General features: G+C 71.5%; 12 protein-coding genes and 1 tRNA gene. 10 read left to right on the forward strand and 3 right to left on the reverse strand.

Annotated elements, in window-relative coordinates:
- Nucleotides 1–245: 245 nt before the first annotated feature.
- The 9 genes from ACFVJX_RS25470 (at nucleotide 246) to ACFVJX_RS25510 (ending at nucleotide 12,480) form a co-directional block, all read left to right on the forward strand.
- The gene (locus ACFVJX_RS25470; protein ID WP_384124492.1) at nucleotides 246–3,971 is read left to right on the forward strand and encodes a ThuA domain-containing protein; all 3,726 of its coding nucleotides are present in this window, start codon (nucleotides 246–248) and stop codon (nucleotides 3,969–3,971) included.
- A gap of 123 nt (nucleotides 3,972–4,094) precedes the next feature.
- Nucleotides 4,095–5,213: an inositol-3-phosphate synthase gene (locus ACFVJX_RS25475; protein WP_384124490.1), complete on the forward strand. Its 1,119-nt coding sequence runs from the start codon at nucleotides 4,095–4,097 to the stop codon at nucleotides 5,211–5,213.
- The gene (locus ACFVJX_RS25480) at nucleotides 5,210–6,235 is read left to right on the forward strand and encodes an SCO3242 family prenyltransferase (RefSeq protein WP_384124488.1); all 1,026 of its coding nucleotides are present in this window, start codon (nucleotides 5,210–5,212) and stop codon (nucleotides 6,233–6,235) included. Before ACFVJX_RS25475 ends, ACFVJX_RS25480 begins: the two co-directional genes overlap by 4 nt.
- Entirely contained in the window at nucleotides 6,232–7,089 is an 858-nt protein-coding gene (locus ACFVJX_RS25485) for a sugar phosphate isomerase/epimerase family protein (RefSeq protein ID WP_384124486.1), read from the forward strand. The genes ACFVJX_RS25480 and ACFVJX_RS25485 overlap by 4 nt, the downstream gene beginning before the upstream one ends.
- Before the next feature lie 36 nt (nucleotides 7,090–7,125).
- Entirely contained in the window at nucleotides 7,126–7,815 is a 690-nt protein-coding gene (locus ACFVJX_RS25490) for an EboA domain-containing protein (protein WP_384124484.1), read from the forward strand.
- Nucleotides 7,815–8,663: a TatD family hydrolase gene (locus ACFVJX_RS25495; RefSeq protein ID WP_384124482.1), complete on the forward strand. Its 849-nt coding sequence runs from the start codon at nucleotides 7,815–7,817 to the stop codon at nucleotides 8,661–8,663. Before ACFVJX_RS25490 ends, ACFVJX_RS25495 begins: the two co-directional genes overlap by 1 nt.
- A 4-nt stretch (nucleotides 8,664–8,667) precedes the next feature.
- Nucleotides 8,668–9,843 (forward strand): metabolite traffic protein EboE, encoded by a 1,176-nt coding sequence (gene eboE, locus ACFVJX_RS25500; RefSeq protein ID WP_384124480.1) that lies wholly within the window; start codon nucleotides 8,668–8,670, stop codon nucleotides 9,841–9,843.
- A complete protein-coding gene (locus ACFVJX_RS25505; protein WP_384124479.1) occupies nucleotides 9,840–11,249 on the forward strand; it encodes an alkaline phosphatase family protein in 1,410 nt (469 codons plus the stop codon). Before eboE ends, ACFVJX_RS25505 begins: the two co-directional genes overlap by 4 nt.
- A 49-nt stretch (nucleotides 11,250–11,298) precedes the next feature.
- Nucleotides 11,299–12,480 carry a sugar phosphate isomerase/epimerase family protein gene (locus ACFVJX_RS25510; RefSeq protein ID WP_384124477.1) on the forward strand — a complete coding sequence of 394 codons (1,182 nt, stop codon included), beginning with the start codon at nucleotides 11,299–11,301 and terminating at the stop codon, nucleotides 12,478–12,480.
- Nucleotides 12,481–12,515: 35 nt separating this feature from the next.
- Here the strand turns inward: ACFVJX_RS25510 and ACFVJX_RS25515 are convergent, their stop codons facing one another.
- A complete protein-coding gene (locus ACFVJX_RS25515) occupies nucleotides 12,516–13,820 on the reverse strand; it encodes a DUF2254 domain-containing protein (RefSeq protein ID WP_384124475.1) in 1,305 nt (434 codons plus the stop codon).
- A gap of 247 nt (nucleotides 13,821–14,067) precedes the next feature.
- Here ACFVJX_RS25515 and ACFVJX_RS25520 point away from each other — a divergent pair.
- Nucleotides 14,068–14,152: transfer RNA gene (locus ACFVJX_RS25520), tRNA-Leu, on the forward strand.
- A gap of 21 nt (nucleotides 14,153–14,173) precedes the next feature.
- On the opposite strand, the gene ACFVJX_RS25525 is transcribed toward ACFVJX_RS25520, so the two are convergent.
- Together ACFVJX_RS25525 and sph are read right to left on the reverse strand one after the other, a co-directional pair.
- Complete coding sequence (locus ACFVJX_RS25525) at nucleotides 14,174–15,832, reverse strand: FAD-dependent monooxygenase (protein WP_384124473.1); 1,659 nt, start codon at nucleotides 15,830–15,832, stop codon at nucleotides 14,174–14,176.
- A gap of 105 nt (nucleotides 15,833–15,937) precedes the next feature.
- The gene (gene sph, locus ACFVJX_RS25530) at nucleotides 15,938–16,918 is read right to left on the reverse strand and encodes a sphingomyelin phosphodiesterase (protein WP_384124472.1); all 981 of its coding nucleotides are present in this window, start codon (nucleotides 16,916–16,918) and stop codon (nucleotides 15,938–15,940) included.
- Nucleotides 16,919–17,015: the final 97 nt, after the last annotated feature.

Raw genomic sequence — 17,015 nt, forward strand, 5'->3', positions numbered from 1 at the left:
GATCACACCTGCCGCCGGGCCGGTACCCCCTGCCCGAACCCCCCTTTGTCCTGGCCAAGGAAAAAGTTCGACATCACCCCTGCGCAAGGGCTTTCCGTCCAGGACGAACAGGTCTACCGTCCAGAACGTGTACATGACATAACCCCCGTCACCGGTGCCCCACAGGCCCCGACTGACCTGCGCGGCAGTCCCCGCGCGGCACGGCAGCACCCGCCCGTACAACCGGCACTCTCCGGAGGACACTCGTGCACAGAACCCGAACCAGGACCAGAACCCGGCTCCGCGTCCGCAAATCCCTCGCCCTGCTCACCGGTGCCCTGCTGGCCGCCGCCACCCTCACCCTGGGTGCCACGCCCGGCACGGCCGCCGCCCACACCGCCCCCGCGGACTCCGGCACCGCTGCCGCCGACGAGGACTTCCAGCAGGTGACCCTCGCCAAGGGGGTGGCCGAGACCGGCGAGCCCATGACGCTGGCTGTGCTCCCGGACCGCAGCGTCCTGCACACCGCCCGCGGCGGCGAGCTCTGGCTCACCGACAGCGGCGGCGACACCACGCTCGCCGGCGTCCTGCCCGTCTACTCGCACGACGAGGAAGGGCTCCAGGGCGTCGGGGTGGACCCGGACTTCAGCGAGAACCGGGCGATCTACCTCTACTACGCGCCCCCGCTGGACACCCCGTCCACCGACGCCCCCGAGAACGGCACCGCCGCCGACTTCGCGAAGTTCGACGGAGTCAACCGGCTCTCGCGCTTCGTCCTCAAGGAGGACGGCACGCTCGACACTGCCAGCGAGAAGAAGGTCCTCGACATCCCGACCTCGCGCGGCATCTGCTGCCACGTCGGCGGCGACATCGACTTCGACGCGCAGGGCAACCTGTACCTGTCGACCGGCGACGACTCCAACCCGTTCGCCTCCGACGGCTACACCCCGATCGACGACCGGCCGGACCGCAACCCCGCGTTCGACGCCCGCCGGTCCGCCGGGAACACCAACGACCTGCGCGGGAAGATCCTCCGCATCAAGGTCGCCGACGACGGCACGTACACCGTGCCCGACGGAAACCTCTTCGCGCCGGGCACGGACAAGACCCGCCCCGAGATCTACGCGATGGGCTTCCGCAACCCCTTCCGCTTCACCGTCGACAAGACGACCGGCATCGTGTACGTCGGCGACTACGGGCCCGACGCGGGCGCCGCCGACCCGAAGCGCGGACCGGCCGGACAGGTCGAGTTCGCCCGGGTCACCGAGGCCGGCAACTTCGGCTGGCCGTACTGCACGGGTGACAACGACCCCTTCATCCAGTACGACTTCGCGACAGGCACCTCCGGTGAGGCCTTCGACTGCGCCGCGCCGAAGAACAACTCCCGGTACAACACCGGACTGGTGGACCTGCCCCCGGCCCAGCCCGCCTGGATCCCGTACGACAACGGGTCGGTGCCCGAGTTCGGCACCGGATCCGAGTCCCCGATGGGCGGACCCGTCTACCACTACGACGCCGACCTCGACTCGCCCGTGAAGTTCCCCGAGTCCTACGACGGCGACTTCTTCGCCGGCGAGTTCGGCCGGCAGTGGATCAAGCGCATCGAGCAGGACGCCGACGGCAAGGTGCAGTCCATCAACGACATGCCGTGGTCCGGCACCCAGATCATGGACATGACCTTCGGCCCCGACGGTGCCCTCTACGTCCTGGACTACGGCACGGGCTACTTCGGCGGCGACGAGAACTCCGCCCTGTACCGCATCGAGAACGCCACCGGCGGACGCTCACCGATCGCGGAGGCGGCTGCGAACAAGACCTCCGGCACCGCACCGCTCAAGGTCGCCTTCTCCTCGGACGGCACCACCGACGGTGACGGGGACGCGCTCACCTACAGCTGGGACTTCGGTGACGGCGGCACTTCGGCCGAGGCCAACCCCACGTACACGTACAAGAAGAACGGCACCTACACCGCGACCGTCACCGCCACGGACCCCACCGGGCGCACCGGAACAGCCAACGTCCATGTGACGGTCGGCAACACCGCTCCCGTCGTGAACCTGGAACTGCCCGGTGACGGGCAGCTGTTCGACTTCGGCGACGAGGTCCCGTTCAAGGTGACCGTCACCGATCCCGAGGACGGCACCATCGACTGCTCCAAGATCGAGGTCCGCTTCATCCTCGGCCACGACGCCCACGGCCACCCGATCACCTCGGCGCACGGCTGCGAAGGCACCATCAAGACCGAGATGGACGGCGGGCACGACCCGAACGCCAACATCTTCGGAGTCATCGACGCCTCGTACACGGACGGCGGAGGCGGCGGCCAGGCGGCCCTGTCCGGTCACGACCAGGCCGAACTGCAACCGCGTCACCGGCAGGCCGAGCACTACAGCGACTCCTCCGGCGTCGTGCCGCAGAACAAGACGGAGGCGCACGGCGGCAAGACGGTCGGCGAGATCGAGAACGGCGACTGGATCTCCTTCAAGCCCTACCTCCTCGGTGACTCCACCAAGCTCACCGCGCGGATCTCCTCCGGCGGCGCGGGCGGCTTCCTCGAAGTCCGCTCGGGCTCGGCCGACGGAAAGATCCTCGGCTCCGCACCGGTCCCGGTGACCGGCGGCTGGGAGACCTTCCAGGACATCGACGTACCACTGCGCGGCGTCCCGAAGAAGTCCACCGAGCTCTTCCTCGTCTTCAAGGGCGGCGATGGCGCGCTCTACGACATCGACGACTTCGAGCTCTCCAACACCCCGCCCGACAAGACCGCCAAGCGCGTCCTGGTCTTCTCCAAGACCGCCGGGTTCCGCCACGACGCGATCCCCGAGGGCATCGCCGCGCTGAAGGAGCTCGGCAAGGACAGCAACATCACGGTCGACGCGACCGAGGAGGCCGGTCAGTTCACCACCTCCAACCTGGCCCGCTACGACGCCGTGGTCTTCATGTCGACCACGGGTGACGTCCTCAACGCCGACCAGCAGAAGGCGTTCGAGAACTTCGTGACCACCGGCGGCGGCTACGTCGGCGTGCACGCCGCCGCGGACACCGAGTACGACTGGCCGTTCTACGGCGGGCTGGTGGGCGCGTACTTCGACAGCCACCCGGCCATCCAGCCCGTCACCGTCCGGGTCGAGGACCACAAGAACCCGGCGACCGCACACCTGAGCGGCACCTGGGACCGCACCGACGAGCTGTACAACTACCGCACCAACCCGCGTGACAAGGTCAAGGTCCTCGCCACCCTCGACGAGACGACGTACACCGGCGGCAACATGAAGGGCGACCACCCGATCACCTGGTGCCAGACCTACCAGGGCGGCCGCTCCTTCTACACCGGCCTCGGCCACACCAAGGAGTCGTACGCCGACGCGGACTTCCGCAAGGTGCTCTCCGGCGGCCTGCGCTACGCGGCCGGCCAGGTGAAGGCCGACTGCAAGCCGGACACCGGCTACCGGTCGATCTTCAACGGCGAGACGTTGGAGGGCTGGAAGCAGGCCGGACCCGGAAAGTTCGACGTCGTCGACGGCGAGCTGCGCTCCGAGGGCGGCATGGGCCTGCTCACCTACCAGGCCAAGGAGCTGAAGTCGTACTCGCTGAAGCTCGACTGGAAGATGGCGGGCGACGACAACTCCGGTGTCTTCGTGGGCTTCCCCGAGTCCGACGACCCCTGGTCCGCCGTGGACAACGGCTACGAGGTCCAGATCGACGCCTCCGACGCCGTGGACCGCACCACCGGCTCCGTCTACACCTTCAAGGCCGCCGACGTGAAGGCCCGCGACCGGGTACTCAGGCCGCCGGGGCAGTGGAACAGCTACGAGATCAAGGTCAAGGGTGAACGACTCCAGATCTTCCTCAACGGAGCGAAGATCAACGACTTCACCAACACCGACCCGGCCCGCAGTCTCAAGGACGGCTACATCGGCCTCCAGAACCACAGCGCCGACGACCACGTTTCCTTCCGCAACATCCAGCTGAAGGAACTGCCCTCCTCATAAGGACACCGCCCGGACGGCGGGCGGGCAGCAGTACCCGGCCCGCCCGCCGCCCGAGGCCCCTCCCCTCACGTACAGCGCCACCAGCTCTGCCCCAGCCAGGACCCCCAGTCAGGGAGGCAGCCCGTGTCAGCACCCGCCGTTCGTACCGGAGTCTGGTTCATCGGAGCACGCGGCTCCGTCGCCACCACCGCCACGGCGGGGTGCGCAGCGGTCGCGGCAGGCCTCCACCCGGCCGCCGGCATGGTCACCGAGACCGCACCCTTCGCCGACAGCGGCCTGCCACCGGTGGCCTCGCTCGTCTTCGGCGGACACGACACCCTGGACTGCCCGCTGCCCAAACGGGCCGAGGCACTCGCAGCCGGGGGAGTGCTGCCGCACGGCCTCCCCTCAGCCGTACGCGCCGAACTCGCCACGGCCGACACGGAGATCCGCCCCGGCGGACCGCTCCCCGGAGACACCCGCACGGACGAGGAACTCATCACCGCGTTCGCCGCCGACCTCACCGACTTCGGCCGCCGCAACGAACTGGCCAGGACCGTCGTCGTCAACGTCGCGTCCACCGAGCCTGCGCCCGCCGAAGGCGCCGAGCGGCTGCCCGCGAGCTCCCTCTACGCGGCCGCGGCGCTCCGGGCCGGCTGTCCGTACGTCAACTTCACCCCCTCCACCGGGCTGCGCACCCCCGCCCTGCGGGACGCCGTCGCGGACGGCGGTCTTCCGCACGCGGGCCGCGACGGCAAGACGGGCCAGACGCTCCTGCGCTCCGTGCTCGCCCCGATGTTCGTGCAGCGCGCCCTGCCCGTACGCGCCTGGTCCGGCACCAATCTCCTCGGCGGCGGGGACGGGGCGGCACTGGCCGACCCGGCCGCGGCCGCCGCGAAGAACGCAGGCAAGGAACGCGTCCTGGCCGACACGCTCGGCTCCGCCCCCGAGGGCGAGGTCCACATCGACGACGTACCGGCGCTCGGCGACTGGAAGACGGCCTGGGACCACATCGCGTTCGACGGCTTCCTCGGCACACGCATGGTGCTCCAGACGACCTGGCAGGGCTGCGACTCGGCACTCGCCGCGCCCCTGGTCCTGGACCTGGCACGGCTGCTGGCCCGCGCCCAGGAGGTCGGCCTGACCGGCCCGCGCCCCGAACTCGCCTTCTACTTCAAGGACCCCGACGGCGGACCTGCCGCACTGTCCGAGCAGTACGTGGAACTGCTCGCCTTCGCGGAGCGGCTGCGGGGCGAGAAGTGACGGCAGGCGCCTGGGCGGAACTGCTCAGGGTCTCCGCACTGTTCACCGTGCCGGGCGACGCCCTCGCGGGCGCCGCCGCCGCCGGACACCGGCCCAACCGCTCCACCGCCCTCGCCGCGGGCGCCTCACTCTGTCTGTACGAGGCGGGCATGGCCCTCAACGACTGGGCCGACCGCGACGAGGACGCCATCGACCGCCCGCACCGCCCGATCCCCTCGGGCCGGATCACCCCCCGCGCGGCGCTCACCGCGGCCGGGGCGCTCACCGCGGCGGGGCTGGCCCTCGCCGCCCGCGCCGGCCGCCCGGCCCTGACGGTCGCCACCGGCCTCGCGGCAACGGTCTGGGCGTACGACCTCCGCCTGAAACACACCCCGGCGGGCCCGGCGGCCATGGCGGCGGCCCGGGGCCTGGACGTGCTCCTGGGCGCGACCGCGACGAGGGCTGCGACTGCGACCGGGACCGCGCCGGCGAACGGTGCCGCTGCCGGGGTGGCCGCGGAACCGACCCGGAGGGCGGCGGCCGGGCACTCCGGTGCCGCCGCCCGCGCGGCCCTGCCCGCCGCCGCCCTGCTGACGGCACACACCTACGCGGTCACCGCGGTCTCGCGCCACGAGGCACAGGGCGGCTCCACCGCCGTGCCGCTGGCCGCCCTCGCGGCGGTCGTTGCCCTCGGCGGCGTCACGGTGCGAGGGTGGCAGGACGAGAGCGGCCGGCCCCCGCGCGCCAGGCGAACGGGCTCGGCCACCACGCCCGGACGCCGGCCCGCAGGCAGCGCCCCTGCCCGGCTGCTCCTCACCGCGGTCACCGGCGCCTACCTCCGAACCGCCGCCCGGCCCCTCGCACACGCCGCGCTCAACCCGTCGCCTCCGCTCACCCAGCGGGCGGTCGGCAGCGGGATCCGGGCGATGATCCCGCTCCAGGCGGCGCTCGCCGCCCGCGCCGGAGCCTCCGGAACGGCGCTCGCCGTCATGGGACTCGTCCCGCTCGCCCGCAGTCTCGCCCGGAAGGTGAGCCCCACATGACGATCCGCCTCGGCTACGGCACCAACGGGCTCACCGACCTCCGCCTCGGCGACGCCCTCGCCCTCCTCGCCGACCTCGGCTACGACGGGGTCGGGCTGACCCTCGACCACATGCACCTCGACCCGATGGCCCCCGGCCTCGCGGCCCGCACCTCCGAGGTCGCCGCCAGGCTCCAGGAGCTGGGGCTCGGCGTCACCGTGGAGACCGGGGCCCGCTACGTCCTGGACCCGCGCCGCAAGCACGGCCCCTCCCTGCTCGACCCGGACCCGGAGGCCCGCGCGGCCCGTACCGCGCTGCTCGTCCGGGCCGTGGACGTCGCCGCCGGACTCGGCGCACACGCCGTGCACTGCTTCAGCGGCATCACGCCACCGGACACCGCACCCGACACCGCCTGGCAGCGGCTCACCGAGGCCCTGACCCCGGTGCTGGAGGCGGCGGAGCACGCGGGTGTGCCGCTCGCGATCGAGCCCGAGCCCGGACACCTCCTCGCCAACCTGGCCGACTTCCACCACCTCCGCATCCTGTGCGGTGACCCGGAACCGCTCGGACTCACCCTCGACATCGGCCACTGCCAGTGCCTGGAACCGGCCCTGCCCGTCGACTGCGTACGCGACGCCGCACCCTGGCTGCGCCACGTCCAGATAGAGGACATGCGCCGAGGCGTGCACGAGCACCTCCCCTTCGGCGACGGCGAGATCGACTTCCCGCCCGTGCTCGCCGCACTCGACGCCCTCGGCGACAGCGGGTACGCGGGGCTGACCGTCGTCGAGCTGCCCCGCCACTCCCACGCCGGACCCGAACTGGCCCGCACCTCCATCGAGTTCCTCCGCAAGCACGGACCGTCGAGCCGTTAGGCCGCCCGGCCACCGACCGCCGAAGGGAGCAACGCCATGCCGATGACCTCGCCGGACACCCCACTCCTGACCCGCAAGGAGCTCGACGCCCAGCTCGGCGGAGCCGCACGCGCCTGGCTCGACGAAGCACTCGCCGAGGCCGCCCACGCAGTGGCCCACCCGGACGCCGAACCCTCGGGCAACTCCTACGCCGTGCCCCCGTGGGAGCTCCGGTACGCCGCCGCCGGCCGGCACTGCGGACTCGAACACGCCGACTCCGTACGCGCCCTGCTGCTCGTCGCGGCCGATGCCGGGACGGCCGCGCTGACCCGGATCTACGAGCAGGGCACCGCCGCCGAACGGCGCGCCGTCCTGCTCACGCTGCCCGCACTGGACCTCGGAGCCACCGCCCTGCCCCTCGTCGAGGACGCACTGCGCGCCAACGACACCACGCTGATCGCCGCCGCCGTCGGCCCGTACGCCGGTGACCACCTCGATCCGCACGGCTGGCGCCACGCCGTCCTCAAGTGCCTCTTCACCGAAGTGCCCGTCGCCGCCGTCGACCAGCTGGCCCGGCGCGCCCGCGGCGACGCGGAACTCGCCCGGATGCTGGGCGACTTCGCTGCCGAGCGCACCGCGGCGGGCCGCCCAGTCCCAGACGACCTGCACCGCGTACTCGCCCTTACGACCCCCGGCCCGGGTGCCCCCGGCCCAGCCGCCCCCACGGCCCCATCGGAGGAGTCCTGATGCGCATCTTCGACCCCCACATCCACATGACCTCCCGCACCACGGACGACTACCGGGCGATGTACGACTCCGGGGTCCGGGCGCTCGTCGAACCCTCCTTCTGGCTCGGCCAGCCCCGCACCTCGCCCGCCAGCTTCTTCGACTACTTCGACGCCCTGCTCGGCTGGGAACCCTTCCGCGCCGCCCAGTACGGCATCGCGCACCACTGCACCCTCGCCCTCAACCCCAAGGAGGCGAACGACCCCCGCTGCACCCCCGTCCTGGACGCCCTGCCGCGCTATCTCGTCAAGGACTCCGTCGTCGCCGTCGGCGAGATCGGCTACGACTCGATGACCCCGGCCGAGGACGCCGCGCTGGCCGCACAGCTCCAGCTCGCCGCCGACCACGGGCTGCCCGCACTCGTCCACACCCCGCACCGCGACAAGCTCGCCGGGCTGCGCCGCACCATCGACGTCGTCCGCGAATCCCACCTCGCACCGGAACTGGTCGTGCTCGACCACCTCAACGAGACGACGGTCAAGGAGGCCCTCGACAGCGGCTGCTGGGCCGGCTTCTCCATCTACCCCGACACCAAGATGGACGAGGACCGCATGGTCGCCGTCCTCAAACTGCACGGCACCGAGAAGATCCTCGTCAACTCCGCCGCCGACTGGGGCAAGAGCGACCCGCTGAAGACCCGCGGCGTCGCCGACGCCATGCTCGCGGCCGGTTTCACCGAGGACGACGTCGACCAGGTGCTCTGGCGCAACCCCGTCGCCTTCTACGGCAGCAGCGGCCGCCTCCACCTGGACACCGCCACCCCCGAACCGCTCCACGAGGGCAACTCCATCCTCCGCGGCGGGGAGTGAGGCCATGCGCTTCCGCCACCCCGACGGCACCGTCGTCCACCTCGCGTACTGCACCAACGTCCACCCGGCCGAAGACCTCGAAGGCGTCCGCGCCCAGCTGCGCGACCACTGCGAACCGGTACGCAGACGGCTCGGCCGCGACCGCCTCGGCATCGGCCTCTGGCTCGCCCGGGACGCCGCCCGCACCCTCGTCAACGACCCTTCGCAGCTTCGCTCCCTGCGGTCCGAACTCGACGGCCGGGGGCTCGAAGTCGTCACACTCAACGGCTTCCCGTACGAAGGGTTCGGCGCCGAAGAGGTCAAGTACCGGGTGTACAAGCCGGACTGGACGGACCCCGAACGGCTCGCCCACACCACCGACCTCGCCCGGCTCCTCGCCACCCTGCTCCCCGACGACGTCACCGACGGCACCATCTCCACCCTGCCCCTCGCCTGGCGCACCCCGTACACCGGCGACCCCGAGGCGGCCCGCACCGCGCTCGCCGCGCTCACCACCCTCGGCGAACGCCTCGACGCACTGGCCGAGCTCACCGGCAAGTCCATCCGGATCGGTCTCGAACCCGAGCCGGGCTGCACCGTCGAGACCACCGCCGACGCCATCGCCCCCCTCACCGCCGTCGGCCACGAACGCATCGGCATCTGCATCGACACCTGCCACCTCGCCACCTCCTTCGAGGACCCGGACACCGCACTGGACGCACTCACCGCCGCAGGCATCCAGGCCGTCAAGGCCCAGCTCTCCGCCGCCCTGCACGCCGAGCACCCCCACCTCCCCGAGGTACGCACCGCCCTCGCGGCCTTCGCCGAACCCCGCTTCCTCCACCAGACCCGCGTCTCCACCGCCGCGGGGCTGCGCGGAACCGACGACCTCGACGAGGCGGTCACCGGCGACACCCTGCCCGACAGTGCCCCGTGGCGCGCCCACTTCCACGTACCGCTGCACGCACCACCCGCACCCCCGCTCACCTCCACCCTTCCCGTACTCCGGTCCGCACTGACCCGTCTGGTCGGCGGGACGCGGCCGCTCACCCGGCACCTGGAGGTCGAGACGTACACCTGGCAGGCGCTCCCGGCCGAGCTGCGCCCCCGGACCCGCGCCCAGCTCGCCGACGGCATCGCCGCCGAACTCACCCTCGCCCGCGACCTCCTGGTCGACCTCGGCCTCAAGGAGCTGCCATGACCACCGCCGGGACGACCGCCGGGGCGACGGGTTCACCCACCCCGCTCCTGGTCCTCGACGTCGTGGGGCTCACCCCACGCCTCCTCGACCACATGCCGCACCTCAAGGCCCTCGGGCAGTCCGGCACCCACGCGCCGCTCGGCACGGTGCTCCCCGCCGTGACCTGCGCCGCCCAGTCCACCTTCCTCACCGGCACGACCCCCGCCGAACACGGCATCGTCGCCAACGGCTGGTACTTCCGCGAACTGGGCGACGTCCTCCTGTGGCGACAGCACAACGGGCTCGTCGAGGGCGACAGACTCTGGGACGCCGCCCGCCGCGCCCACCCCGGCTACACCGTCGCCAACATCTGCTGGTGGTACGCGATGGGCGCCGACACCGACTGGACCGTCACCCCACGACCCGTCTACTACGCCGACGGCCGCAAGGAACCCGACTGCTACACCCGCCCGCCCGCCCTCCACGACGAACTCACCGACAAGCTGGGCACCTTCCCCCTCTTCCACTTCTGGGGGCCCGGCGCCGACCTCGTCTCCTCGCAGTGGATCATCGACGCGACCCGGCACATCCTCGACACCCGCCACCCCGACCTAGCCCTCTGCTACCTGCCGCACCTCGACTACGACCTCCAGCGCTACGGTCCCGACGACCCGCGGGCCTTCAAGGCCGCGGCCGACCTCGACCGGGCCGTCGCCCCGCTCCTGGACGACGCCCGCCGCGAGGGCCGTACCGTCGTCGCCCTCTCCGAGTACGGCATCACCCGCGTCGATCGGCCCGTCGACATCAACCGCGCCCTGCGCCGGGCCGGCCTCCTGGAGGTCCACACCCAGGACGGCATGGAGTACCTGGACCCGATGGCCTCCCGGGCCTTCGCCGTCGCCGACCACCAGATCGCGCACGTCTACGTACGCCGTCCCGAGGACCTCGAGGCGACCCGTGAGGCCCTGGCGGACCTCCCGGGCATCGAGCAACTCCTCGACGACGAGGGCAAGAAGGCCCACGGACTCGACCATCCGCGCTCCGGCGAGCTGGTGGCCGTCGCGGACCCGGACGCCTGGTTCACGTACTACTACTGGCTCGACGACGACCGCGCGCCCGACTTCGCACAGCTCGTCGAGATCCACCGCAAGCCCGGCTACGACCCCGTCGAGCTCTTCCTGGACCCCCAGGACCCGTACGTCAGGGTCAAGGCGGCCACGGCCGTCGCCCGCAAGAAGCTCGGCATGCGCTACCGCATGGCGGTCGTCCCCCTGGACCCGTCACCCATCCGGGGCAGCCACGGCCGCCTCCCCCTGAGCGACGAAGAAGGCCCGCTCATCCTCTGCTCCACCCCCCACGCGTTCACCGGCCCCGTCCGCGCCACCGAAGTGAAGCCGCTGCTCCTCACGCTCGCCGGCCTCGCATGAGACCGGTCCGTACACAGCGTTGCGAGCATCTTCGAGAAAGAGAGAGACCGTGACCGAGTACAACGACGAATCAGCAACGGACGGCGCCCTGCGCCGCAGCCTCGGCGTCAGCCGCCGCCGCTTCCTCAGCAGCTGCACCGCGGCTGCGGCGACGGCGATCGCCGCGCCCGTCGTCGGCGCATCGCCGGCCTTCGCCCAGCCCGCATCCCACCAGGGCCACGGCCACGGCCATCACCACGGCCACGGCCACGGCCACGGCCAGGCCCTGGTCCCGGCGGCGAAGAGGGGAATCATCCTCTACACCGTGCGCGACGCCACGGCCCGGGATCCTCTCAGTACCGACCTTCCCTCCGGCTTCCGCGCCGTCTTCAAGGAGCTGGCGCGCTACGGCTACAAGCAGGTCGAGTTCGCCGGGTACGGGCAGCACGCCAACGCACCCGGCGGAAGCAACCTCGAAACGGTGGAGGGCGCGAAGCTGCTGCGCTCGTGGCTGGACGACTACGGGCTGCGCGCCCAAGGCAACCACGGCTTCATCCCGTCGTCCTGGCCCCTGAGCCAGAGCGACCTGGACGAGTTCAAACGGCACCTGGAGATAACGAACATCCTCGGCATGGACCACATGGGCACCGGCGGCGACCCCACCGGCAGCGCCTACCGTGCCGACTGGGACGTGGCCGCCGACAAGTGGAACGCACTCGGACAGATCGCCCATCGCGCCGGCATCAAGCTGTACACCCACAACCACGACGCCGCCTACGGCTTCCTGCTCGACGGCGGCCCGCTGGACGACCAGGGCCGCCCCACCCGCAGTTCGGGCGTCCGCAAGCTGGAGTACTTCCTCAAGGTCACCGACCCGAAGACCGTCTGGCTGGAGATGGACATCTTCTGGGCGCACGTCGCGCAGTACAAGTTCCACACCTACACCGCGCACGACGGATCGCAGGTGGAGAACACCTTCGACCCCGCGGGGCTGGTCCGCCGCCACAACAAGCGCTACCCGCTGTTCCACGCCAAGGACGGCGTGGTCAGCACCACCAACGGCGACGGCTACGAGATGGTCCCCTTCGGCACCGGGGTCATCGACTACCGGACGTTCTTCCGCCGTGTCGGGGAGTCGGGCTACCGCAACCCGATGATCGAGCAGGACACCGCACCGAGCGATACGGACCTCGCGCAGTCCCTGAAGCAGGCCCGGATCAGCTACGAGGGGCTGTCGGCGCTCCGTAAGTAGCACCATCGGCGGGCCCCGCCCCGGAGGCGGCCCGCTCAGCCGATTCCCTGCCGGTCGGGAAGCAGTGCGAACTCCCGCTCGGCCGCGTCCGGCACCGTGCGCTCCACCGCCTGAACGAGGAGCGCACGGTGTCTGGCCAGTGGCTTCTGCCTCTCGGGCGGCGCCAGCAGTACGAGATCGTCGATTCCGGCGAGGAGCCGACGGGTGACCTGCGGGGTGTCCGCCGCACATCTGCGGACCTCCTCGAACCCGAGATCCACCAGGTCCGCCCAGCCCGGCACGTCCTGCACCAGCCGCACGTCCCCCCTGCGGTCCCGGTGGTGGACCGCGCCGAGCGGGAGGTCCACCACCGCCGCGAGGAACTGCACGATCCGGTCCAGGCACTGCACGGCGGTCGTCGGGTCGTTCACGGCCGTGGAGAGGGCCCGCAGCGCGATGTCCGAGAGCTGACGCAGCCCGAACGCCAGGTCCTGGTGCAGCGTGCGCTCGACACCGACGGACACCGTGTACCGCAGCGCGTGCCGGGGCGGCGGCGCCCCGCCGTGCACCGCCAACACCGGCGTCCCCGGCACGACGAAGTCCCCGAGCCTGGGAATGAGCCGCAGAACGACGCCCTGGCGCCGCGCGGCCCGCATCAGCCGTGCCACGTTCACGTCCCGCAGCACCCCGGCCCGCCCCTCGTGCACGAGCCGCGCGGTCTCCGCCGCGAGCGGCCCCTCCTGCGGCCGGCCGCGCGGCATCCGCCCGAGCACGCGGAAGGAGTCCCGGGTGATGTGGTCGAGGACGGGTCCGACCTGCATGAGGCGGAGCGTGGAGCTCACATAGGCGATGAAGAGCAGCAGACTCACCCCGACGAACACGGCCGTCAGCAGATTCTGCAGGAACGGCACGGATGTGACGCGGCGCGGATTCGTCTCGCTCTCGTAGGAGCTCAGGACCAGCAGCGAGAACACGAACGTCGCCAGGAACACCGACAGCGTGAGCTTGCTGATCCGGCTCCGCACGAAGATCCGCACCACCCGGGGCGTGAGCTGCCCGCTCGCCATCTGCACGGCGACCAGCGAGATGCTGAAGACCACACCGATGAAGGTCATCATCGCCGAGCTGATCGTGACGACGATCTGCTTCGTGTCCTCGGTGAAGGAGATCAGGTCCTTGATCGCGGCGTACGCCCGCTCGTCCTGGAGGAAGGAGACGATCGCCTCGTCGATCGCCGAGGCGATGAACCAGAGCACGAAGGCGCACACCAGCGTCAGGGTCGGGGCGAACCAGAAGGTCTCGCGCAGATGCTCACGCAACGGTGACAGCGCGCGGGGTTGCCGATATCCGCGATCACTCATGCCGGTGAACGTAACCCGCCCCGTGCTTGCCCCGACGGACCCTGCGGCCGACCCTCCGGACACACCCTGCGTACGGGTCCGGCGACGGACCGTGCCCATGTGCCGGGGCGCGCGGTCCGGGACGCCGCCCCGATGACCGCGCACGGCGCTGACCAGCGCACTGACCACCGGATATGCAGGTGAGAGTGACCCCGAACCCCTGGTATTGTTTTCTTTGTCGCCGCGGGAGACCGCGGCTGATCACCCAGTCCGGGTGGCGGAATGGCAGACGCGCTAGCTTGAGGTGCTAGTGCCCTTTATCGGGCGTGGGGGTTCAAGTCCCCCCTCGGACACTTAGGAACGCTTCATCCGTTTCATCCAACTCCCGGTTCGGTCTCCTCCGAGCTGGGAGTTCTTCGTGTCGCCGACAGGTTCGAGAAGTAGTCCGCGACTGCCGCCGCGGCGTCCGGGAGCGGGAAGCGGGCGCCGAGCTGTCCGTCGGGGCGGACGAGGAAGCCGGTCGGACCCTCCGGGCGGTAGAGCCGGGCGAACTCACCGGCGTCGTCCAGGTACCCGGGGGAGGCCGGTGCGGCTCCGGAGGCCAGCACGGTCACGACCTCCGTACCGGCCGCCGTCGCCGTCCCCGCGTCCCCGGCCACGTCCCCGGCATCGTCCGTGTAACGGATGAGCACATGCCCGGCGCGGCCGCGCAGGATGTCCAGCAGGCGCAGCGAGTAGCCGGCGACGGCCGTGGTCAGGCCTCCGCAGTCGGGTGCCCGGTCACCGGGCCGGGGCGCGTCGTCCGGGCCGTACGCGGGACCGACGAGGGGGCTGTCGCGGTAGCCGACGAGGAGCTGGGCCTCGCGGAGCATCACGGTGCGCGGGTCGTCGGGGTCGGCGTCGATGCCGTGGGCGGCGTGCCGGACGGTGCGGCCGACGACCTCCTCACCGATCGGGCGGCGCTCGGTGTCGTATCCCGCGAGCAGGGCGGGCCCGGCTTCGCCACGGACGACGAGGGCGAGTTTCCAGGCCAGGTTGCAGGCGTCCTGGATGCCGGTGTTCATGCCCTGGGCGCCGGTGGGCGGGTGGATGTGGGCGGCGTCGCCCGCGACGAAGACCCGGCCGTCGGCGTACCGGTCGACGATCCGGTGGCTGATGCGGAAGACGGAGGACCAGCGCATGCGGGACAGCGTGGCCGGAGCGGGGGCCAGGCGGTCGACGACCGCCTGGATGTGGGACAGCGCGGGCGTCCGGCCGCCCTCCAGCCCGTGTGCCACTTCGTCGCCGCCGCCCGCCCCGTCCGCTGTGCCGGCGGAGAGCTCGGGCGGGACCAGCATCGACATGCGGTAGCGGCCCGTGCCGGGCAGCGGGATGCAGACCAGCAGGTCGTCGGTCGAACCGTCGTCGGCGAGATGGCTGGAGCGCACCGCGTACCCGGCCGGCAGGTCCCAGTCGGCCTCGACGTCGGCCAGCATGTACTCCTCGGGAAAGGAGCCGCCCCCGAAGTCCAGTCCGAGACCCTTGCGGACGACGCTGTGCGCGCCGTCGCAGCCGATCAGATACCGGGCGCGGACCTCCTCGGAGGCACCGGACGCGGTGGTCAGCCGGGCGATGACGCCGTCCGCGTCCTGGGTGAACGACAGCAGTTCGGTGCCGCGCTCGATCTCCGTACCCAGACCCGCCACGTACTGCTCCAGCAGGCGCTCGGTCTCGTACTGGGGCAGCGCGGCGAATCCGTAGGGCACTTCGGGCGGCAGCCGGAGTTCGATCCGCGCGCGTTCGAGCCCGTTGACGTAGACCAGCTGTCCGCTCATCGGGACGGCGGCTTCCAGCACGTCGCGAACCAGGCCCATCCGGTCCCAGATCTCCAGGGTGCGCGGCTGGATCCCGACCGCCTTCGCATACGGCAGACGGGCCGGCAGCCGGTCGACGAGCCGGCACCGCACGCCGTGGCGGCGGAGCTCGGCGGCCGCGCTCAGTCCGACAGGACCGGCGCCCGCTATCAGTACATCGATCGTCCGGCTGTTGCCCACGGGTGCCTCCCAGCGTCCGGCCGGCCCTCCTCCATGGTGGCCCGGCGGGGCACGGACTGCGAGCCGGGCACGGCGGGTTCCGCCCGGGGCCCGCGGCGCCGGCTGCTACCGCCCCGAGGCGATCAGCGGATAGTGGTCCGAGAGATTCGTGTACGTGTACGCCGTGCCCCAGCTGGAGACGGTCCAGGGCGCGCTCTCCTCCTTGACCACCTCGTTCGTCCACCCGGCGGGCTTCGCGTGGCCGGTGCGGTGGAGGACGTAGTCGAGGTCCTCGCGTGGGTCGTCGGGGTAGCGTTCGGCGGCGATCGAGTTGTCCTGCGTGTCGAACGAGTAGGGGTGCCCGGTGCGGGTGTCCGCACCGGCCAGCCCGGCGTCCGTCAGCATGGACGCGTACTCGGCGGAGCGGGAGTCGACGTTGAGGTCACCGGCCACGACGACCTCCTCGGACGCCGGGATCTTCTTGGCGTCGAGGAACGCGTCGATCTGCCGGAACTGTCGACCGCGGATCTCTGCCGCCTCACCCGCGCCGCACCCCGGGTCCGTCGACTGCGTATGCGTGCCGACGACATGGACCCGGGCACCGTTCACGTTCAACTCCACGTATGCGAAGCCCTTGTTGGACCACCAGTCGCTGCCGCAGGCGTCCTCGTAGATGTGCTGCTCCTGCCGGACGACCGGCCACTTGCTCAGAACGGTGACGCCACCGTCCTCCGGTGTCGCGGCCGAGTAGGACCCGCTGGTGGCGTCCCAGCCGCTCCTGCTCCGGCCGACCACCGGTGTGTGGAACGGGTATTGGGCGGAGGCGTCGCGCGTCAGGGCGTCCGAGGCGGAGTTGTCGAAAGCCTCCTCCAGCACGACGACGTCGTTGCCCCGGAAGAAGTCCGCCTTCGCGATCTCCGCCGCCCGGTGCGCCTGGCCCCAGTTGGGGTAGAGGTTCGTGCTCATCAGGAACGTGTTGTACGTGAGCACCCGCAGCCGCGGGGCGTCGGCCGCGGAGGCCTGCGGGGCGCCGACGGTCAGCGTGACGGCGGCCAGCACGGCGGACAGGGTCACGCCGGAGGTGCGGCGGAGCGCGGAGTAGGGCACAGGGGGCTCCCGATTCTGCTGCTGCGGTTGACGGCGATCGCGTCCTGCCCCATGAAAGCAGGGCGAGTTACCCATGGGTAGACGGTAGGTGCCGGGA

The organism is Streptomyces sp. NPDC127177, from assembly GCF_042672475.1.
Taxonomy (GTDB): Bacteria; Actinomycetota; Actinomycetes; order Streptomycetales; family Streptomycetaceae; genus Streptomyces.